The sequence below is a fragment of the Streptomyces sp. NPDC104313 genome (genome assembly GCF_055583985.1).
This window is the reverse complement of sequence record NZ_JBVJMW010000004.1, coordinates 598,212-618,271: the sequence shown is the minus strand read 5'-3', so window position 1 is coordinate 618,271 and position 20,060 is coordinate 598,212. Positions and strand designations below refer to the sequence as shown.

Below are 20,060 nucleotides of genomic sequence, written 5' to 3'. Positions count from 1 at the left end.
CGCCACGGCCACTCCAGGAGCGCGTGCATACGGGAGCGTGCATGCGGGCGCGTGGGACGCGGGCTTATGGGATCACGGGCGAACCGCTGTGGCACTCCGATGGACGCGGCTCGACAATATAGGCCTACGGGGTCCGCCGATGTGCGGCCCCGCCGGGCGACCTCCGGAGCTGGCATGACCGACGACGAACGGCGGCAGGACACCGAGGCCTCTACGCTCCGCCGGATCGACCGGAAGACCAACGGTGAGATCCGGCCGACGGAACGCCTCGCCATGAATCGGACCGGCAGCTTCGACTGGGACCTGGACACCCGGACCCTGGACATCGACGAGGCCGGGCTCATGGTGTTCGGCGTGGATCCGGCGACGTTCGACGCCCGCCCGGGCGCACTGCTGGAGCACCTGGAACCGGCGGAACGGGCCCGGCTCGACGTCACGATCGACGAGGCCATCACCGGCGGCAGTAATTCCTACAGTGTCCACTTCCCTGTGCCGCTGGATGACGGGACCACACAGTGGACCCATGTCCAGGCCCGCATCCTGCGATCGAAGGACGGAACGGCCCATCGGATCGTAGGGGTTGTCCGGGACGCGACGGCGGAGGTCACCCATTCGGCCTTCGTTCTCGATCTGGAAAAGCGGCGGCAGCGCCAGACCAATATCGTTGAACGGACAACAAGTGTCATGTCGCGGGCGGTGACCGTGGACGACGTGACGGCGGCCCTCACCGGACCGGGCGGGCTGGCCCGGCTCGGCGCTGACGGTCTCGCCCTGGGGCTCGTGGAGAATTCCACGCTGAACATCGTCGCGCTGAGCGGCGAGACGCTCGAGGTGCACGACGGGCTCGGCTCCGGTGCTCTCGACCGCAACCTCCCTCTCGCGGACACCATCCGCAGCGGACGCCCCCGGTTCATCACCTCCCTCTCCGCGTTGGCCCGTCGCTACCCGGAACTGGAGCCGTATCTCGGGAGGCTGAGGTTCAGGGCGGCGGCGTACCTTCCGCTGGTGGCCCAGGCCCGGTCGCTCGGTGGTCTGGCCCTCTTCTACCGCGAGCGCACGGTCTTCAACGCGGACGAGCGCATTCTGTGCCTGGGCCTCGCCGCCATCGTGGCCCAGTCCCTGCAACGGGCGATGCTCTTCGACGAGGAGCGGGAGTTCGCCACCCAACTACAGTCCGCGATGCTCCCGCCCCGGATTCAGGACGTCGAGGGCGGCGAGATCGCGGTCCGGTACCACGCGGCATGGAGCGGCCGACAGGTCGGCGGCGACTGGTACGACGTGATCGCCCTGCCCAAGAACCGTTATGGGCTGGTCGTGGGAGACGTTCAGGGGCACGACACCCACGCGGCCGCGATCATGGGCCAGTTGCGTATCGCCCTGCGCGCGTATGCCGCCGAGGGGCACCCGCCGGCCACCGTGCTGGCCCGGGCGTCCCGCTTCCTCGCCGAACTGGACACCGACCGCTTCGCCACCTGCGCCTACGCCCAGATCGACCTGGCGTCCGGAGCGGTGCAGGTGGTACGGGCCGGGCACCTCGGCCCATTGATCCGGCATCTCGACGGGCGGGTCGGCAGCCCTCAGGTGCGCGGCGGGCTGCCGCTGGGCACCTCCACGGACCTCCAGGACGAGGAGTACCCGGAGACCCGGCTGGACCTGGTGCCCGGTGAGATATTCGTCCTGTACACGGACGGGTTGGTGGAGGAGCCCGGAGCCGATCTGGACACCGGGATCGACGCGCTGCGCAACGAGGTGAGCGCCGGGCCCGCCGGGGCCGAGGCCTTGGCCGATCACCTGTCGGAACGGCTGTGGGAGCGGTGGGGGTCGGGGGACGATGTGGCACTCCTGGTCCTCCGCCGAAGCCCTGACGTGGGGTCGTCGCACGCGCCGCGGCTGCATCAGTACATTCACCAAGCGGACCCGGAAGGGCTCTCGGACGCCCGTGCGATCGTGCGCCAGTCCCTCGCCGACTGGGGCATGGCCGAATTCGCCGACGATGCCGAGCTCATCACGGGCGAGTTGTTGGTGAACGTGCTCCTGCACACCGAGGGCGGGGCTGTCCTGACGCTGGAGCTGCTGCCCGAACCGGTGCGACGGATCCGGCTGTCGGTCCAGGACAGGTCCAGCGCCTGGCCCCGTCGGCGTATGCCGGGCGAGACGTCCACCTCCGGCAGGGGACTGCTCCTGCTCGACGCGGTAGCCACGCGCTGGGGTATCGAGCCGAGAGGCGAGGGCAAGGCCGTTTGGTGCGAGATCGGCCCTGCTCCCCCGCCTGCCAGCCCGCCGCCGCCGGACGTGGAGCGATGACGGACGTGGAGCGGTGACGGACGTGGAGCGGTGACGGACGACATGGGGTGTGCCGCAGCACCGCGGTGATGCGGCACACCCTCGACCGCGGGAGCGTCAGCTCCGGGCGGTGCGCCGCTTGCGGACGGCCCACAGGATGCCGCCACCGGCCAGCAGTACCGCGACAGCGGCGCCGCCGATGACCGGAGTCGACGACGACGAGCCGGTCTCGGCCAGGTCCGGCGAGCTCGGGCTCGGTGCGGGCACGGCGGGCGCGGACTCCGAGGGCTGCATACTGGGGGTGGCACTCGACTCGGGCGTCCCGGTGGGCGGCGTCTCCGACGGGGGCGGCTCGTCCGGGACCGACTCGGTCGGGGTCGGCTCGGGCGGCGTGGGGCTGGGCTCCTGGTCGCACACCTCCGCCGTCTTCGCCTGGTCGATGGAGTGCTTGCCATCGCCGTCGGCATCCTTGACGACCAGCCGGACGGTCACCGGCTCGTCGTGATCGGGAAGCGTCAACTTCTTGTGGTACTCACGGCCGAACGTCTGAGTGGGCAGCAGGTCCTTGCCGTCCACCGTGACGGTCACCGTGTTGGGGACGTCGCTCGTGTAGCTGGTGAGATCAACAGTCACCTCGGAGCAGGTCACGGCCCAGGTGGGGGGTGTGAGCCGCAGCCGGACCGACAGAGATGACGCCTCCGGTCAGACCGACGACCGCCGCGGCCACGAGTGCTCCCGCACCACGCCACGATCTCCTGGGTATGGTCATGGATTCTTCCTCCAGATACGTCACATCGCCCGAATGGCGGTGGGGCGCACAGTACTGCCATCGCCCAGGAACGGCGCAGTCGCCCCATGCGTATCCCGTCGCACCAACTCCGTTCTCAGCCGCGCCACTTCCGGCAGGGCGGGCAGGCCCTCACGTCGCACTGTCCTCCGGTCCGACCGAATGAGAGGGTGGGCTGTGCATCTGTCTGCCGCCGCCCCGCGCCCCTGGCCCTGGAGCATGACCCGTTCTATGCGATTGCTGCTGATCCGTCACGGCCAGACACCGTCCAACGTCGGCAACTTCCTGGACACCGCGCTGCCCGGCCCCGGGCTCACCGAACTGGGGATGCGGCAGGCAGCCGCCCTCCCTGGGGCCCTCGCCGGGGAGGACATCGCCGCGTTGTTCGCCTCCACCCTGACCCGTACACAGCTCACAGCCGCACCCCTCGCCGCGGAGCGGGGCATCGAGGTCCGGATCCGTGACGGGATCCGCGAGCTGTCGGCCGGTGACCTGGAGATGCGGGCCGACGAGGATGCGGTGCGGCAGTACCTGACGACCGCCTTCGCCTGGTCCGCCGGGGACATCGCCCGCCGGATACCGGGGGGCGAGAGCGGGACGGAGGCGCTGGCCCGCTTCGACGCCGTAGTGGCCGAGGCGGCGGGGTCCGGGGAGCCCGGGACCGTGGCGCTCGTCAGTCATGGTGCCGCTATCCGGGTGTGGACAGCCGCCCGCGCACGGAACGTCACGGTCGGGTTCGCCGCCGAACACAGCCTGGACAACACGGGCGTGGTGGTGGTCGAGGGCTCACCGAACTCGGGATGGACGGCTCTCTCCTGGGCCGGGACGGTCGTCCCGGGGGTCGCCGCGAGCGGCGCGGCGGACGGTGGCCCGGCCGGCCGCACTCCGCCGGGCCCGGATAAGGGACCGACTGCGGATCATCCCTTCGGCTGACCGCCGCGCTCGCAACCGCAGTCGGGGACCTGTCGACGCGAAGGCGCTCCGTCGTCACAGGGCCTTATGCATGATGTGAAGCCCCACATAGCCCTCGGTCGGGTGTTTGAAGCCCTCCGGAAGGGTTCCGATCACATCGAAGCCGATCGAGCGGTACAACGTGACGGCGTGGGTGTTGGTCTCGACCACCGCGTTGAATTGCATGGCTCGATAGCCTTCGGCGCGAGCCCAGTCGACCGTGTGGTCGCACAGCGCGCGCCCCACTCCCCGGCCGGAGTGAGCGGGGTCGACCATGTACGTGGCGCTGGCTATGTGCGATCCGTTGCCCATGTGGTTGCGGTTCATCTTCGCGGTGCCGAGCACCGTCCCGGCATCGTCCACGGCAACGACCACTCGACTCGGCGCGGCGACGAACCACCATCCCTCGGCGTCCTCCTCGGCAAGATCCGGCGGATAGGTGAGCGTCTCGCCCGCGGAGACGATCGCATGGAAGAACGGCCAGATGACGGGCCAGTCCTCGGAGGTTGCTTCCCTGATCAACATGCGGACAGGATGGCCCATCCGAACGATCGACGCGAAAAATTATCCGGCGCCACGGCCACGCCATCCCAACCTGGCGAGCAGCCTCTTCCCGGTCGGCGCGCCCTCCGCAGCGGAGTGTGACGCCCCGGCGCAGGCGGACGGCGGAGCCGGATCGGCGGCGGATGCCGGAATCACGGTCCCGGTAGGAGTCCCGGCACCGGTCCGGGCTGTGGGCGCCGCTCGGATTCCACCGTCGCCCCCGGGACGCGGGGCCGGCCGGTCCTCACGTGCCCTGTCCAGCTCCAGCGTCAGGTTGACCCGCCGCCAGAGGATCTCGTCGGGGTCATCGGCAAGCATCAGCTCCCCCATGGCGTCTCTCGCCGCCATGGACCCCGGGCGTCCGAAGACCGGCTCCGGCCGGACCCGCACGAGATAGGCGCGTTCATAGGGGTCGTCCACCACTTCCGCCAGTTGCACAGGGTCCAGTGCCGACGCCTGGACCGCAGTTCGCACCCAGGGGTCCTGAGTCCGGTTCAGCAGCCGGTCGATGCGCTGCGAGCGCCAGTTGCGCGACCGCCAGTCGACGCCCGACTCAAGCATCGTGCGCATTCCCAAAGGCATCCGTCCGGCCAGCAGGTCGGGTTCCCGGGCCTCGAAAGCGGCAAGCTCGTCCGCGAGGTAGAGCCAGACGACCGCACGATACCGGTTTAGATAGAACGTGACCGGTGAGACGCAACCTGCTCGGGCAAGCCGGGTGAACCGCGCCGGAGCGATATCCAGCTGGGCCGCTCCTTCGGCTGTTCCGACGGTGCGGACCCGCTCTGCCAGGCCATCGGGAAAGCCCGGCCGCTGCCTCAGGCGCGCGATCTCCTCTTCGTGCACCCGTGGCCGCCCACCGCCCGGTACGCCGACGACGGCGATCAGCCCCAGGTGCACCGCAAGCTCGAACTCCGCACGCCGCACACCCAGCTCCTGGGCCGCCCGCCCAGTCGCTACCGTCGCCGGGGCAGCGGACGAGGTGCGCCCGCCCTCGCCCTCCACCCCCGTGCTGACGTCTCCGGCATGGGCGTCGCCCCGTACGCTCGTGCCGCCAGCCCGCGTGTCCCGGGTCCTGGCCCGCGCGGCCCGGATCTTGGTGTTCGCGCCCTGGGTCCTGGCGTGTGCTCGATGTACTTCCTTGACCGTCACGACTGTCCTCCCCCGTCGACTCGAATACTCTCCGTGATCACGGTAGCTCGAGGGAGTCATCGCCCGTCACCCCTGTGGATAACTCTTCACCGGCGACGAGAAATGCAGGTCAGAAGGGGCCGATGTCTTCGGGACCACCCTGGCGAACGGAGACTCCGAGGTGTTCGCCGACCCGGTTGACGAGCAAGGTCATCTCGTAGGCGACCTGGCCGACATCGGCTTCGGCCGCGGTCAGCACACACAGGCAGCTGCCGTCGCCCGCTGCCGTCACGAAGAGCAGCGCCTCGTCGAACTCGACCATGGTCTGGCGGGCCCGGCCCGCCCGGAAGTGGCGCCCCGAGCCGCGCGCCAGGCTCTGCAGACCGGAAGAGACCGCTGCCAGGTGCTCCGCGTCCTCTCGCGCGAGCCCGGTGCTGGCACCGGTGACCAGTCCGTCGTTCGACAGCACCAAGGCGTGCCGTATGAATTGCACCCTGCTGGTGAGATCGTCAAGGAGCCAGTCAAGTCCCCGATCAAGCGGCATGTGCTCGTCCTCCCCGTACCTTCGTTCCTTGTGCCCCGCTACGCGCGTAAGCCTCGCGCAACGGCCCCGTGGGGGCAAGCGCCCCTCCCCCCTCGGGGCGCCGCTTCGCGCCATGCGGGGATCGGGCTCAGGATGGGGCCCATGGCACACCACATGACCGAAGAAGAATGGCGGGCCTTCCTCTCGAAGGGCACGCGCACGGCGAAGGTTTCGACGGTGCGGACCGACGGCAGTCCGCACATCGCGCCCGTCTGGTTCCTCCTCGACGGCGACTCGGTGGTCTTCAACACCGGCAGGGAGAGCGTGAAGGGGCGCAACCTCGCACACGACGGACGGGTCGCCCTCTGCGTCGACGACGACCGGCCTCCGTACGCGTTCGCAGTGGTGCAGGGGCATGCCGAGCTGATCGAGGACCCCGGAGAACTCCTGCGGTGGGCGACGCTGATCGCCCACCGTTACGTGGGGGCCGACGCCGCCGAGGAGTTCGGCCGACGCAACGGCGTGCCCGGCGAACTGGTCGTACGGGTACGGATCGACAAGGTGGTCGCTATGGCCGACATGGTCGGCTGACGGACGGGCCGCGATACCGGACGGTCGACCGACGGAGGCGAGCAGTCGGGCCGTGTGCATGCGCCCGGCGTACTCGACCGTACGGATCAGGACTTCTTTTCCGATGCCCGGTGGCGGGCGTCGCACAGCACGACCGGCGTGCCCCGGTCTAGGCCGAACACCCGGGCGACATCTCGCTCCGTATGGTCAGGAGCACCAGAGAACCGGTTGACGGCGACGAGGAGCGGAATTCGCCTGCTCTCGAAGTGGTCGACGGCGGCGAAGCAGTCCCCGAGACGCCATGTGTCCGCGAGCACGATCGCCGCGAGGGCGCCCTCGAACAGCTCGTCCAAAAGGAATCGGAAACGGTCGTGGCCCGGCGTGCCGAACAGGTTGAGCGTCAGGCCGGAGTGGACGGTGATACGGCCGAAACTCATCGCTGCGGTCGTGGCTGTCTTCCGCTCCACGGTCGTCGTCTTCGGATCGAAGAAGCTGCCGCACATCGCCCGCGCGCTGGGGAAGTCCATGCGCAGGCTCAAGAGCGAGGCCAAGGCGATGAAGGACAGGAAACGCCCACTGACCGCGTCACGGAGGGAAGGCCAGGGCAGCAGCCCATCCGTCCCTCCCCACCGCTGCTCACTTCAGATCTAGCGCAAGATGGTGTTCCCGTCTCGATCCACGACGCCCAGAGCCGGGGACAGAGCTTCGGTCAGGTGCGCAACGCGTTCGTCCGTGTGGTGAACCGGGCCAACGGCTTCGAGCTCGCCCGCTACGACCCGAGCGAGGACGCTTCCACCGAGACCGCGATGGTCTTCGGCGAGCCGTATCGTCACGGCGTCGAGTGGAAACTCCGGGCCGTCGGCCAGGATTACGCCTCTGGCCTGGCGGGCATCGCCTCGGACTACGGCGTCAGCGTCTGAACGGACAGGCCGGGTTCCGGTGATGACATGCCGCCCCGCGCCGGTTGCGCGATCCTGTCTCCATGGCAGACGACCACACCCATCACGTCCTGGACTTCTTCACTCCGCGCGCGGGCGGCTGGGACAGCCGGTTCCCCGACGACGGCCCCGCCTACACCGCCGCGGCCGGGCTGCTCGGGCTGCGGCCCGGCGATGCCGTGCTCGACGCGGGTTGCGGGACGGGGCGCGCGCTGCCCGCGCTGCGGGCCGCGGTCGGGCCGGAGGGCACCGTGCTGGGCGTCGATCTGACCCCGGCCATGCTGGAGGCGGCGGTGCGTGCGGGACGAGGGGACAGCGGGACGCTCGTGCGTGCCGACGTCGCTCGGCTGCCGCTGCGTGACGGGGTCCTGGACGCGGTGTTCGGAGCGGGGCTGATCTCGCATCTCGCCCGCCCCGAGGCCGATATGGCGGAACTCGCCCGCGTGGTCCGGCCGGACGGGGTCCTGGCTCTGTTCCACCCGATCTGCCGGGCCGCCCTCGCCGCACGCCAGGGACGGACCGTCACCGACGACGACCTGCGGGCCGAGCCCGGGCTGCGCGCGTTGCTGGCCGGTGCGGGGTGGCGGCTGGAGTCCTACACCGACGAGGACGACCGTTTTCTCGCCCTCGCCGTCAGGCAAGCCTGAGGCCGGGGGCACGGCCGGGCCGCCGACGTACAGGAAGCGCCCGAGCCGGGCTCGGTCGGGGTCCCGCACATGGTCCGGTCGGGGCACGTCGCGTCACTCGGTGGGTGACTGCGGCCGGCGGACGGGAACCGGGCAGCCAGGGACGACCGGCGTGGGGAACGTACCGAGCTCCGCGATCTCGTACCCGTTCGGATACCCCTTGATCTCGGGGTTCTGGCGCGCGTAGTGGGGCGTCCCGCGGGGCGGCAGGAGCCGAACGACACCAGCCCGGAGCCGGAGCGCGCCTCTGGTCGCTCCGCGCGCCACCGGCCCCGGGCGGCGGTAGCGGAACACCCTGAGCAAGGAGTCGTCCAGGAGCGCGAGGCTGGCGCCGCGCACCAGCGGGGCGAGGGGCGCCGGGTACCAGGACCCCATCAGCGCAAGCGTGGCGTCGGATACCCGGCGGGCTCCTTCGTCCCAGCCGAAATGCTCGTGCTCGTAGGCGTCGAGGGTGCGCTCGAAGTGCTCGTAGGTCTCCGGAACGTCCTTGATTCCCATGCGGCCGCCGAGCGTGCGGTAGTAGGCGGCGAAGGCCCCCAGCTCGTGGCAGCACAAGCGCCGCCAGCCGAAGCTGTCCAGCCAGCGCTTCGGGGTGACGACGAACGTGCACAGGACGTAGCGCATGTCATCGTTGCTGATGTCGTAGCTACGGTGCATCCGGTTGATCCGGCGGACGGCAGTACGGCCGTCGTCGGTGTCGAAGCCGTGCTCCACCACCGTATCGAGCAGCAGGGCGGTGTCGTCGTAGCGCTTCTGGGAGCGGTCCGTCAACTCGGCCGTCTCATCGAGGAGTCGGCCGATGCTGGGCACGGCATAAGTGCGGTAGAGGGCCAGCTCGAGGGCGCGGGCGATGTCCCAGGGGAACTCGTAGGTGACGGTGAGACGGTAGATCTCCAGGAAGTCCCGCTCGGGGTCCAGCCGCTGGATCTCCTTCAGCCGGTCGTACCGCTTTGCCATGCTGTCCCCCTCGTTCGGCCGGACGTCCAACCTTACGCGGAGGCCTCCCCCAGCCCGGGCCTTCGGCTTCCCCGCACCCGAACGGGGTGGGCACGGCTCCGGTTCGCTCCTGCTCGTCGAGCCTCGACGAAAGGGTTACCGAGTAGTCAGGGTGCGCTGACGGACCAGGGACGCGGGACCGAGCGATGAGGATGCGGGCGATGAGCAATGGGGAGGACACGGCGGCCGGTGCGGACGATGAGGTCACCGACGACGCGCTGCTGATGCTGACCGCGATGCTGCTGACGCCCGCGCGGTTTCCCGGCGTGCTGGGCAACGACTGCATGGCCGCGTGCGACGCTCTCGCACTCGAACCGTACGAGGAGGGCTACGGGCGGGACAAGACGGTCCCAGGAGGAACCGGGTCCGGAAGGATCCGGCCCGGGAGAGACACACCCACGCAGGGCCCTGCTGTGTCCGGGCTCAGCGACCGATCTCCTTGCGGTTGATCCTGCGGAGCCTGCGCCGCTGGGACGGGTCCAACAGCAGATAGCCCGCCACGGGAACCCCGATCACGATCAGCAGCGCCCACCAGAATCCGATCAGGGGCCACAGGATGGCCGCCGCGAGCACTCCCCCGATAGCGACCTTCGCACCATTCGACATGATCCACGCCTCCTTCGCGGCCGGCGCCGCTCCTGTTGTGTGAACGCGTCCGCGCGCCTTTACGTTCCCCGTCGGCCGCGCTACCGCAGCGGTTCGCCGACCTCGTGCATGTGCGCCAGCGCCTGCCGGTAGGACTCGATCAGTCCGGTCTCCGCGTACGGCATGCCGATACCGGAGCAGTGCGCCTTGACCAGGGGCTGGGCGAGGCGCAGGTTGGGGCGGGGCATGCTCGGGAAGAGGTGGTGTTCGATCTGGTAGTTCAGCCCGCCGAGGAACCAGTCGGTCAGGACGGCGCCGCGTACGTTGCGCGAGGTCAGAACCTGTCGCTGGAGGTGGCCCCAGCGCTCGCCGTCGGGGTCGGGCATCTCCATACCCTTGTGGTTCGGGGCGAAGGCCATGCCCAGGTGGAGGCCGAACAGCGCATGCAGCACCAGTGCGAAGACGATCGCCTTGCCCGGTGACAACGTGCTGAGCAACAGAGTCGCGTACAGGGCGAAGTGCGCGGTCAGCAGCAGCCCCGAGAGGGCCCGCTCCCGGAAGGGCTGATGGCGCAGGAACTGGAATCCGTAGATCTTCAGCGCGACGCCTTCGAGCAACAGCATCGGGAAGAACAGCCGGGCCTGGTTCCTGGTCAGCCAGCGGGCGAACCCCTCACGCTGCGCCGCCTGCTTCTGCGTCCAGACCAGGGCGCCGACACCGACATCGGGGTCCTTGTCGATGTGGTTCGGGTTGGCGTGGTGGCGTACGTGCTTGTCGTTCCACCATGCCTCGTTCATACCGAGGAGCAGATTGGCGTGTACGAGACCGATCAGTCTGCTCGTCCTGCGGTCACCGGATATCTGCGCGTGCCCCGCGTCATGGGCGACGAAAGCCGTACGGGTCCACAGAACCGCCAGCGGCAGGGTGAGGAGCAGGCTCCACCAGGTGTCGCCCAGCAGGACGAAGCCGGAGATCACCGCGCCCAGGGCCGCCAGATTGACGGCGATACCGAGCACATACCGGTCCGTGCGGCGCTCCAGCAGCCCCTGGTCCCGCACGGTCCGCAGCAGCGGCGCGAAGTCGCTTCCGGCCGAAGCCTCCCGAACATCGGCCGGGCGGTCCGGACTGCTTTCGTCGGCGGGATCCGCAACAGTGGCTGTCGCCTGGGGCATGACGTCTCCGGTCTCTGGAACATATGCGCTGACTCATCGAACGTACGGACCGGGGGCCGGTGGGAGCCATGGCGCCACCACCCTGGTTCCCCTGGGGCAGACCCCCGTGCCCGATGGTGGGGCTGGCTGCACCATCGAGACCGGAAAGAGGGGAGGTGACGCGCACCACATAGCCATACGGCCTGTCGTCGCTCGAAATGGAGTACCCTCGGCGACTCCGCCCACTAGTCAAATTTGAGGAATCTGACATCGCTGTGCACAGGCACCCTGCGGCAACGCCCTCCGAGATCGCCGAACTGTCCCGCTGCTCTGCGGTCTTCGTCCCCGCGGATCCAGCACGTACCGGCAGTATCGCGTTCTGGAACCCGGACGGTAGCCCCCCTTCCGACGCTCCCGGGACTTTGTCAGAGCTGACCGTCGTCGAACCCGACCTGCGCCTCCGTACGATCACGGCGCAGCACCTCTCCGTGCGGGACGCTCTGCCGGTCCTGACCCGGGCACGCGCTGTCGCGGATGCCTCACCCGCCACCGCCTTCTGGGGCGCCGCCACGCTGCTCGCTCTCCAGTTCGTCGCCCGCGGCCTCCTGTTGCCGGGGCTGAGCAGTACCGACCACGACGCCTGGCGGATCGGGCCGTTGAGCGCCGACGACCTCCAACGGATTCGGGAACTGGCGGCGTCGATGCCGCCGACCGCCCACGCGACCCCCGTTCCGGACGAGGGCGGCGGGCAGCCGGACGGCCCCGGCGGGGCCGTCAGCCCGGACGGTACGGGCCGGCCGGGCGGAGCGGGAGAGCGGGAGCGGGAGAGGAACACGGCGAACGGCGGCGGCGAAACGTTGCTGCCCGAACCGGAGCGACTGCTGCGTGCGTTCCTCGATGCCGTGGCCGACACGATGCCCCGTACACCGGCTGCCGGATTCGCCGCCGCCGGCCCCGCGTTCGCCTCCCCGCAGCCGCAGCGCCTGCCCGAGGTGCGGGCCTGGGCGGCCGATGTGGCGGCCGGTCACGACGCGGGCGTGCGGCTCTCGTTGCGTATCGAGGTCACCGGCGCGACCTCGCCGCGGAGCATCACGGATGCGCACCTCGGGGCGGCCCCGGAAGCCGCCCCGGAAGCGGTGGGTCCAGCGTCGGGTCCGGGATCCGTGAGGCCGAGGTCCGGTCCGGACCTGGCGACGCCGTCGTTCCGTGCCGTCCTGCAGATCCACAGTGTCAGCGATCCCACCCTGGTCGCCGACGCGGCCGAGGTGTGGGCGGGCGGCTCGCGGACCGCCGCCGCGTTCGGGCCGCGGGCCCGGATGGACGTCCTCCTCACCCTGCGCCGGGCCGCCCGTGCCTGGCCGGCGCTGGCACCGTTGCTCTCCGCCGCGGTGCCGGACTCGGTGGAACCGGCCGACGAGGAGATCGCCGAACTGCTGGGGTCCGCCTCGCGTGCCCTGGCCGCCGCCGGTGTGCAGGTGCACTGGCCCAAGGAACTGGCCAGGAAGCTCACCGCGCGCGCCGTGATCGGCCCGGACGACAGGGATGCCACATACCGGGATGCCATGGACCGGGAGGGCGACGGACAGGGCTCCGCGACTCGGGGACGCACCGCCGCGGACGTGCCCTCGTTCCTCTCCGCCGACGCACTGCTGTCGTTCGACTGGCAGTTCGCACTCGGCGACCAGAAGCTGACCCGCGAGGAGCTGGACCGGCTCGCCGAATCCCGCAGGCCCATCGTGCGGCTGCGCGACCAGTGGGTGCTCATCGACCCCGGGGAGGCGCGCCGCGCCCGGGAGACCCAGGACCGCAAGGTCACCCCGATCGACGCTCTCGGCGCGGTGCTGACCGGTTCGACGGAGGTGGACGGCCGTCGCGTCGAGGTGGCGGCGACCGGCTGGCTCCAACAGTTGCGGGACCGGCTGGCCGCCCCGGAGTCCGCCGCCCAGCAGTCGATCGGACAGCCCGAGACGCTCACCGCGACCTTGCGCGACTACCAGCTGCGCGGTCTGAACTGGCTGAACACGATGACCTCCCTCGGCCTCGGCGCCTGCCTCGCCGACGACATGGGCCTCGGAAAGACGATCACGCTCATCGCCCTGCACCTGCACCGGCAGGGCGACCGGGACGCGGCCGGCCCGACGCTGGTGGTGTGCCCGACATCGTTGATGGGCAACTGGCAGCGGGAGATCGAGCGGTTCGCGCCGGGCACCCCCGTCCGCCGCTTCCACGGTGTGTCGCGTTCCCTGGAAGAGCTGGCGGACGGCGAGATCGTGCTGACGACATACGGCACGATGCGCCTCGACGCGCCACGGCTCGCCGACGTGCCCTGGGGCATGGTCGTCATCGACGAGGCGCAGCACGTGAAGAACCCGCACTCGGCGACGGCCAAGCAGTTGCGTACTGTCGGGTCCCGCGCCCGCGTCGCACTCACCGGCACACCCGTGGAGAACAACCTCTCCGAGCTGTGGGCGATCCTGGACTGGACGACGCCCGGTCTGCTAGGTCGGCTCAGCACCTTCCGTACGCGGTACGCGGCAGCGGTCGAGGGCGGCAACGACCCGGGCGCCGCCGAGCGGCTCGCCGCGCTGGTGCGGCCGTTCCTGCTGCGCCGCCGGAAGTCCGACCCGGGGATCGCGCCGGAGCTGCCGCCGAAGACCGAGACCGACCGGGCCGTTTCGCTGACGCCGGAACAGACCGGACTGTACGAGGCGGTGGTCCGCGAGACCCTCGCGGAGATCGCCGCCGCCGACGGGTTCGAGCGGCGGGGGCTCGTGATGAAGCTGCTGACGGCCCTCAAGCAGATCTGCAACCACCCCGCTCAGTACCTCAAGGAGGAGCAGCCGCGGATCACGGACCGGTCGGGGAAGATCGAACTGCTGGACGAACTCCTGGACACGATCCTGGCCGAGCGGGGTTCGGTGCTGGTCTTCACGCAGTACGTACAAATGGCCCGGCTGCTGGAGGATCACCTGGCCGCGCGCGGGGTGGACACGCAGTTCCTGCACGGCGGTACGCCAGTGGCCCGGCGCGAGGAGATGGTGGCTCGCTTCCAGGCGGGCGAGGCGCCGGTCTTCCTGCTGTCCCTCAAGGCAGCGGGCACCGGGCTCAACCTCACCCGGGCCGGACATGTCGTGCACTTCGACCGCTGGTGGAATCCGGCGGTCGAGGCGCAGGCGACGGACCGGGCGTACCGGATCGGCCAGACGCAGCCGGTGCAGGTGCATCGGCTGATCGCCGAGGGCACGATCGAGGACAAGATCGCCGACATGCTCGCCCGCAAACAGGGACTCGCGGACGCGGTGCTCGGCTCGGGCGAGGCGGCACTGACCGAACTGACCGATGCGGAACTGGCCGACCTGGTCGAGCTACGAGGGGGCACACGATGAGCGATGACTACGAGGACGACTACGGGACGGGCGACACGGACGCCTCCGACCGGGGCGACGACGGGGCATCGCGGGACGGCCGGAACGGGGCGGAGCGTGTGTTCGCGGCGTTTCCCCCTGCGCAGGGCCGGGGTTTCGCCACGTCCTGGTGGGGACTGGCGTGGCTCAAGGCTCTGGAGGACACCGCGCTGGACGGCCAGCAGCTCAAGCAGGGCCGGCGGCTGGCCCGGGAGCGCAGGGTCGGGGCGGTCTCCGTACGACCGGGGCGGATCACAGCCGTGGTTCGGGACCGCGACGGTACGGCCTACCGCAGCGACGTCCTGCTCCAGCAGCTCGGCGTGGGCGCCTGGGACCGGTTCCTCGACATGGCTGTGGACCGGGCCGGTCACATCGCGGCGCTGCTGGACCGGGAGATGCCGCCGCATCTGGTGGAGGACGCGGCGGGCGCCGGGGTCGATCTGCTGCCCGGCATCGGGGATCTGGAGCCGGAGTGCACCTGTGGGGCCTGGGACCACTGCCCACATTCGGGCGCTCTCTGCTACCAGGTGGCGCGCTTGCTGGACGAGGATCCGTTCGTCCTGCTGCTGATGCGGGGGCGCGAGGAGCGGCGGCTGCTGGACGAACTCCAGGTGCGCAGTGCCGCCCGCGCGGTCCGGGCGGGCGGCGACGGGGCACGGGAGGGAGCCGACGACGCGGAACAGGAGGTACACGGAGTCCCGGCAGGCGAGGTGTTCGCGGCGGCCGGGATCCTGCCGCCGCTCCCCGCTCCCCCGCCGGCCCCCGATGAGCCGGGGCTCGGGCCTTCACTGGACACGGAGACCGGGCCCGCGCCCGGGATCGACCCGGCGGCGCTGGAGATGCTGGCGGTCGACAGCGCGGTGCGGGCCCACCGGATGCTGCTGGACGCGCTGGCCCCGGGGCACGAAGGGCAGCCGCTCCCGGTCGAGCTGACTCCGCGGCAGGACGCGGTACGGCTGGCCGCGGACACCCGGCCGGTGCCGCGGATCGGGGCCCGGCTGGCCACGGCGTCCGGCCGCCCGGCCGCGGACCTGGACGCGGCGGTCCGCGCCTGGCGGTACGGCGGGGTCGCGGCACTCGCCGTGCTGGACGAGGAGTGGACACCGGACCCGGAGCACCTGGGACGGGCCCGTGCCCGGCTCGGCGACGCGTGGGAGGCGGGCGAGCGGCCGGCACTGCGGGTGAGCGGACGGGCCCGCTGGACCGTCGCGGGCGCCGACCTCCAGCTCCGGTTGGACCGGAACGGGCGGTGGTGGCCCTACCGCAAGCAGCGCGGTCGTTGGGTACCCGCCGGACCGGCGGACGACGACCCGGCGGGAGCGCTGGCGGGAGCCGACGGCGGGGCGGCGGACGCGGCTGTCTGAACCGTCGAGGCCTGGGGCGGGTGGGGAGGCGGCGCCGGGAGCTGGGGAACCCTGGCCGGGGACCGGGTCGCCGGGCGAGTTCGTCACTCACGGAGAAACGGTATCTGCGACGCGGGATCCGCAGGCTCAGCAGCCGAAGGCACGGGAGCCGTACGCGCGGAAGCCGTACGCGCGGAAGCCGAGGAGTGTCCGTACGGCAATTACGGGGAACCGGATGTCCGGCGGGCTCGTCATCTGCATCGGCGAGGGCGATTCACGACCCAGGGGGCCGCTCCGGCTCAGCTTGAAACGCCCCCGCCCCCGCCCCTGTCCCGTTTCCGCCCAGGCCTCGGCCCCTGGCCCCGGCCTCAGGAGGGCCGTTGCACCGCAGAAGGATCATTCAGTGTGCCGCCGCGACGGCGGTCGTTGCCGCCCTGCCCGCCTCAGCGAGGGCCGTGGCGGCGGCACCGAAGACCCCCACCGACTACGCGACCGCACTCTGGGCTCCGGCCGCCCCCGCCAACTACACCGTCCCCTCCCGCCCTTCGGAGCGCCGGATCGACCGCGTCGTCATCCATGTCGCCCAACAACTGTTCACTCCGACCGCAGGCATCTTCCGCAACCCCTCCAAACAGGTGTCGGCCCACTATGTGGTGCGCTCCGGCGACGGCCATGTCGCCCAGTGCGTACGCGAGAAGGACATCGCCTGGCACGCGGGCAACTGGAGCTGGAACACCCGGAGCATCGGCATCGAGCACGAAGGATGGGTGGACCGCCCGGAGTTCTTCACGGACGTCATGTACCTGCGGTCCGCCAGGCTCACCGCGGACATCTGCGACCGCCACGGCATCCCCAAGGACCGGGAGCACATCGTCGGCCATCACGAGGTGCCGGGCAGCGACCACACCGACCCCGGCGTCCACTGGGACTGGGAACGCTATCTCCGGCTCGTCGCCGGTGTCACCCGAGCGTCACCTTCCGGCCACCCGTGGTGATGACTCTCCGCACCGAGCTTGTCCCGGAGGCCGACGGCGACGACCATGAGAGGGCGCGAAGTCCCATGGACTGGAGGGTGAGTTGACGGATCCCTGGGTGGCCCTGACCGCGGGCACCGATCCCGGCGAACAGAGCGGCGCACTGCGCCGCGCCCATGACGTGTTCACCTCGGCGGGACGCCTGGAGCGGCCGGTCCGTGCGGTGGTCGGCGCGTCCTGGCGACGCTCGGCACGGGCACGGGTCAGCCCGAACGACGCCCCCGCGGTAGAGCTCGGCCCGGACGAACTGGGCCCCTACCGGGCGGCGCACCCCCTGGCCCGTGCCATGCCCGTGATCCGCGAGCTGATGGGAGCGTACGCGACGGACGGGGAACACCTGCTGGCCGTCTGCGACGCCCACGGACGCCTCCTGTGGGTCGAGGGGCATACGGCGGCGCGACGGCGGGCCGGCCTGATGAACTTCGTCGAGGGCGCCCGCTGGGCCGAGTCCGTGGCGGGGACGAACGCGCCGGGAACGGCCATCGCGGTGGACCGTCCGGTCCAGGTCTTCGCCGCCGAGCACTTCCTGCGACCGGTCCAGCAGTGGACCTGCGCGGCGGCGCCGTTGCATGACCCCCGTACGGGCCGGGTGCTGGGAGCCGTCGACATCACGGGCGGCGACCGGCTCGCCCACCCACACAGTCTGGCGTTCGTCCAGGCGGTCGCCCGGGCGGCCGAGTCGCAGCTCGCGCTGCTGACGCCGTCGTCCGAGTCCGACGTCGAGTCGGTGCGGCTGACCGCGCTGGGCAGGGACGAGGCGCTGCTGGTGACGCACGGCCGTCGGCTGCGGCTCAGCCGTCGGCACAGCGAGATCCTGGTCGCCCTGATCCGTCGGCCGGAGGGCCTGAGCGGGGACGAGTTGCTGGTGGAGCTGTACGAGGACGAGTCGGTGACCCCGGTGACATTGCGGGCCGAACTCTCACGGCTCCGCAGGCTGTTGGGGCCCGATCTGCTGGATTCGCGCCCGTACCGGCTGACCGTCCCGGTGGACGCCGATTTCGACACGGTGACGCGTCGGCTGGCTTCGGGCGCGGTGGCGGCGGCGCTGGGCTCGTACGCGGGCCCGCTGTTGCCGGGTTCCCGGGCCCCTGCGGTCGTACGCCTGCGGCGGCGGATCTCGGAGCAGCTGCGGGCGGCTCTGATCGCCCGGGCTGATCCGGGGCTGCTGGCAGACTGGGCCTACAGCTCGTGGGGCGAGGAGGACCTGCCCGTATGGCGCGCGCTGGCCGGGGCGGTTCCGGCGGACCAGCGGGCGGCGCTGCTGGCCCGGGTACGGGGGCTGGACGCCGAGCAGCGTGGCTAGAGCTTGTCGACGCCCGGCAGACAGAACGGTGACGCAGACCGTGGAAGGCCGCCCCCGCAGTGCCGTTGCAACGCCCTTGCAACGTCCACGCCCCTAGCCTCGCGCCGGGGGCCGCCCAACGGCGGGTGGCGCCGGATCCGGGAGGCCACTGAGATGACCCGTTACGCAGCGCCGGGCACCGAGGGTGCGATCGTCACCTACGCGTCCCGCTACGATCACTGGATCGGCGGCGCGTACGTCCCGCCGGCCCGGGGCCAGTACTTCGAGAACCCGAGCCCTGTCAATGGCCGCCCGTTCACGGAGGTCGCGCGCGGCACGTCCGAGGACGTCGAACTGGCCCTGGACGCCGCCCATGCTGCGGCTCCGGGCTGGGGAGCCACATCCGCCGGGGACCGGGCCTCGGTGCTGAACAGGATCGCCGACCGGATGGAGGCTCACCTCGAGGAGCTGGCGGTCGCCGAGAGCTGGGAGAACGGGAAGCCCGTACGGGAGACGCTGGCGGCCGACATTCCGCTGGCCATCGACCACTTCCGCTATTTCGCGGGGGCTCTGCGCGCCCAGGAGGGTTCGCTCAGCGAGATCGACGACAACACCGTCGCGTACCACTTCCACGAGCCGCTGGGTGTGGTCGGCCAGATCATCCCGTGGAACTTCCCCATCCTGATGGCCACCTGGAAGCTCGCCCCGGCGCTCGCCGCGGGCAATGCGGTGGTCCTCAAGCCGGCCGAGCAGACGCCCGCCTCGATCCACTACTGGTTGAGCCTGGTGGCTGATCTGCTTCCGCCCGGCGTCATCAACATCGTCAACGGCTTCGGAGCGGAGGCCGGGAAGCCGCTCGCCTCCAGCCCGCGCGTCGCGAAGATCGCCTTCACGGGTGAGACCACGACGGGGCGGCTGATCATGCAGTACGCCTCCGAGAACATCAAGCCGGTGACGTTGGAGCTGGGCGGCAAATCGCCGAACATCTTCTTCGACGACGTCTCGCGCGCCGACGACGACTTCCTCGACAAGGCTCTCGAAGGTTTCACCATGTTCGCCCTCAACCAGGGCGAGGTGTGCACGTGCCCGTCGCGTGCTCTCATTCAGCGCGGCCACTACGGCGCGTTCCTGGAGGCGGGCATCGCCCGCACGGAACAGATCGTGCCGGGTCACCCACTGGACACCGACACGATGATCGGCGCCCAGGCCTCCAACGACCAGTTGCAGAAGATCCTTTCGTACCTGGACATCGGCCGACAGGAGGGAGCGAAGATCCTGACGGGTGGCAGGCGCATCGAGCACGGCGGTGAGCTGGCCGGCGGCTACTACGTCCAGCCGACGGTCCTCGAGGGAGACAACCGGATGCGGGTCTTCCAGGAGGAGATCTTCGGCCCGGTCGTGGCCGTGACGTCCTTCACGGACTTCGACGACGCCATCAGCACGGCGAACGAAACCCTCTACGGGCTGGGGGCCGGAGTCTGGACCCGCGACGTCAACACGGCCTACCGGGCGGGGCGTGGGATCAAGGCGGGCAGGGTCTGGACGAACTGCTACCACGCCTACCCGGCGCACGCGGCATTCGGCGGCTACAAGCAGTCGGGCATCGGCAGGGAGAACCACAAGATGATGCTGGAGCACTACCAGCAGACGAAGAACCTTCTGGTGTCGTACTCGCCGAAGAAGCTGGGCTTCTTCTAGGAGCACGCGAGAAGGCGCCTGAGCTGGGCTTTTGCCCGTCAGGCGCCTTCCGCTCGGCCCACTCGAGTTAGGGACCGTTCACGTGGTAACTACCAGTTCCTCCCACCTCTCTCCCGCTTGTGACCAGTTGTTCCGGACCCGTGGCGGACCAAGACCCC

General features: G+C 70.6%; 16 protein-coding genes and 4 pseudogenes. 12 read left to right on the top strand and 8 right to left on the bottom strand.

All coding sequences use genetic code 11. From position 1 onward, the window contains the following. The first annotated feature begins 174 nt into the window (after positions 1-174). A complete protein-coding gene (locus ACZ60Q_RS13070; protein WP_469632493.1) occupies positions 175-2,304 on the top strand; it encodes a SpoIIE family protein phosphatase in 2,130 nt (709 codons plus the stop codon). Positions 2,305-2,400: 96 nt separating this feature from the next. On the opposite strand, the pseudogene ACZ60Q_RS13065 reads toward ACZ60Q_RS13070, so the two are convergent. After that, positions 2,401-3,052 (bottom strand): annotated as a pseudogene (locus ACZ60Q_RS13065) (LAETG motif-containing sortase-dependent surface protein). Between the two features lie 249 nt (positions 3,053-3,301). Here ACZ60Q_RS13065 and ACZ60Q_RS13060 point away from each other — a divergent pair. Further along, complete coding sequence (locus ACZ60Q_RS13060) at positions 3,302-4,003, top strand: histidine phosphatase family protein (RefSeq protein ID WP_469632490.1); 702 nt, start codon at positions 3,302-3,304, stop codon at positions 4,001-4,003. A gap of 54 nt (positions 4,004-4,057) precedes the next feature. Here the strand turns inward: ACZ60Q_RS13060 and ACZ60Q_RS13055 are convergent, their stop codons facing one another. From ACZ60Q_RS13055 to ACZ60Q_RS13045, 3 genes are all read right to left on the bottom strand, one after another. Beyond that, positions 4,058-4,546 carry a GNAT family N-acetyltransferase gene (locus tag ACZ60Q_RS13055; protein WP_469632773.1) on the bottom strand — a complete coding sequence of 163 codons (489 nt, stop codon included), beginning with the start codon at positions 4,544-4,546 and terminating at the stop codon, positions 4,058-4,060. A 39-nt stretch (positions 4,547-4,585) separates the two neighbouring features. Further along, positions 4,586-5,713, bottom strand: coding sequence for a DUF6397 family protein (locus ACZ60Q_RS13050; RefSeq protein WP_469632488.1), 1,128 nt, complete (start codon positions 5,711-5,713; stop codon positions 4,586-4,588). Positions 5,714-5,822: 109 nt separating this feature from the next. Beyond that, positions 5,823-6,236: a roadblock/LC7 domain-containing protein gene (locus tag ACZ60Q_RS13045; protein WP_007459393.1), complete on the bottom strand. Its 414-nt coding sequence runs from the start codon at positions 6,234-6,236 to the stop codon at positions 5,823-5,825. 141 nt (positions 6,237-6,377) lie between these two features. On the opposite strand from ACZ60Q_RS13045, the gene ACZ60Q_RS13040 reads away from it, so the two are divergent. Next, a complete protein-coding gene (locus ACZ60Q_RS13040) occupies positions 6,378-6,806 on the top strand; it encodes a PPOX class F420-dependent oxidoreductase (protein WP_469632485.1) in 429 nt (142 codons plus the stop codon). 27 nt (positions 6,807-6,833) lie between these two features. Here ACZ60Q_RS13040 and ACZ60Q_RS13035 read toward each other — a convergent pair. Continuing rightward, positions 6,834-7,261: pseudogene (locus ACZ60Q_RS13035) on the bottom strand (GTP-binding protein); the annotation flags it as partial. Here ACZ60Q_RS13035 and ACZ60Q_RS13030 point away from each other — a divergent pair. The 3 genes and pseudogenes from ACZ60Q_RS13030 to ACZ60Q_RS13020 all read left to right on the top strand — a co-directional run bounded on the left by ACZ60Q_RS13030 (position 7,167) and on the right by ACZ60Q_RS13020 (position 8,370). After that, a complete protein-coding gene (locus ACZ60Q_RS13030) occupies positions 7,167-7,436 on the top strand; it encodes a twin-arginine translocase TatA/TatE family subunit (RefSeq protein ID WP_469632770.1) in 270 nt (89 codons plus the stop codon). The pseudogene ACZ60Q_RS13035 and the gene ACZ60Q_RS13030 overlap by 95 nt on opposite strands. Positions 7,437-7,444: 8 nt before the next feature. Further along, positions 7,445-7,705: pseudogene (locus ACZ60Q_RS13025) on the top strand (TerD family protein); the annotation flags it as partial. Positions 7,706-7,767: 62 nt separating this feature from the next. Then, a complete protein-coding gene (locus tag ACZ60Q_RS13020; RefSeq protein ID WP_469632484.1) occupies positions 7,768-8,370 on the top strand; it encodes a class I SAM-dependent methyltransferase in 603 nt (200 codons plus the stop codon). Between the two features lie 93 nt (positions 8,371-8,463). On the opposite strand, the gene ACZ60Q_RS13015 is transcribed toward ACZ60Q_RS13020, so the two are convergent. Continuing rightward, positions 8,464-9,366: an oxygenase MpaB family protein gene (locus tag ACZ60Q_RS13015; RefSeq protein ID WP_469632481.1), complete on the bottom strand. Its 903-nt coding sequence runs from the start codon at positions 9,364-9,366 to the stop codon at positions 8,464-8,466. Positions 9,367-9,566: 200 nt separating this feature from the next. Here ACZ60Q_RS13015 and ACZ60Q_RS13010 point away from each other — a divergent pair. Next, positions 9,567-9,776: pseudogene (locus tag ACZ60Q_RS13010) on the top strand (hypothetical protein); the annotation flags it as partial. A 52-nt stretch (positions 9,777-9,828) separates the two neighbouring features. On the opposite strand, the gene ACZ60Q_RS13005 reads toward ACZ60Q_RS13010, so the two are convergent. Beyond that, positions 9,829-10,011 (bottom strand): hypothetical protein, encoded by a 183-nt coding sequence (locus ACZ60Q_RS13005; RefSeq protein ID WP_050362970.1) that lies wholly within the window; start codon positions 10,009-10,011, stop codon positions 9,829-9,831. Positions 10,012-10,091: 80 nt separating this feature from the next. After that, the gene (locus ACZ60Q_RS13000; protein ID WP_469632478.1) at positions 10,092-11,162 is read right to left on the bottom strand and encodes a fatty acid desaturase family protein; all 1,071 of its coding nucleotides are present in this window, start codon (positions 11,160-11,162) and stop codon (positions 10,092-10,094) included. A gap of 254 nt (positions 11,163-11,416) precedes the next feature. On the opposite strand from ACZ60Q_RS13000, the gene ACZ60Q_RS12995 reads away from it, so the two are divergent. From ACZ60Q_RS12995 to exaC, 5 genes are all read left to right on the top strand, one after another. Next, positions 11,417-14,527: an SNF2-related protein gene (locus ACZ60Q_RS12995; RefSeq protein ID WP_469632475.1), complete on the top strand. Its 3,111-nt coding sequence runs from the start codon at positions 11,417-11,419 to the stop codon at positions 14,525-14,527. Then, complete coding sequence (locus tag ACZ60Q_RS12990; RefSeq protein WP_469632473.1) at positions 14,524-15,909, top strand: SWIM zinc finger family protein; 1,386 nt, start codon at positions 14,524-14,526, stop codon at positions 15,907-15,909. The genes ACZ60Q_RS12995 and ACZ60Q_RS12990 overlap by 4 nt, the downstream gene beginning before the upstream one ends. A 359-nt stretch (positions 15,910-16,268) precedes the next feature. Next, positions 16,269-16,883, top strand: a complete 615-nt coding sequence (locus ACZ60Q_RS12985; RefSeq protein ID WP_469632470.1) for an N-acetylmuramoyl-L-alanine amidase — start codon at positions 16,269-16,271, stop codon at positions 16,881-16,883. An 82-nt stretch (positions 16,884-16,965) separates the two neighbouring features. Continuing rightward, positions 16,966-18,225, top strand: a complete 1,260-nt coding sequence (locus ACZ60Q_RS12980; RefSeq protein ID WP_469632467.1) for a GAF domain-containing protein — start codon at positions 16,966-16,968, stop codon at positions 18,223-18,225. A 153-nt stretch (positions 18,226-18,378) separates the two neighbouring features. Then, entirely contained in the window at positions 18,379-19,902 is a 1,524-nt protein-coding gene (gene exaC / locus ACZ60Q_RS12975; RefSeq protein WP_469632464.1) for an acetaldehyde dehydrogenase ExaC, read from the top strand. Positions 19,903-20,060: the final 158 nt, after the last annotated feature.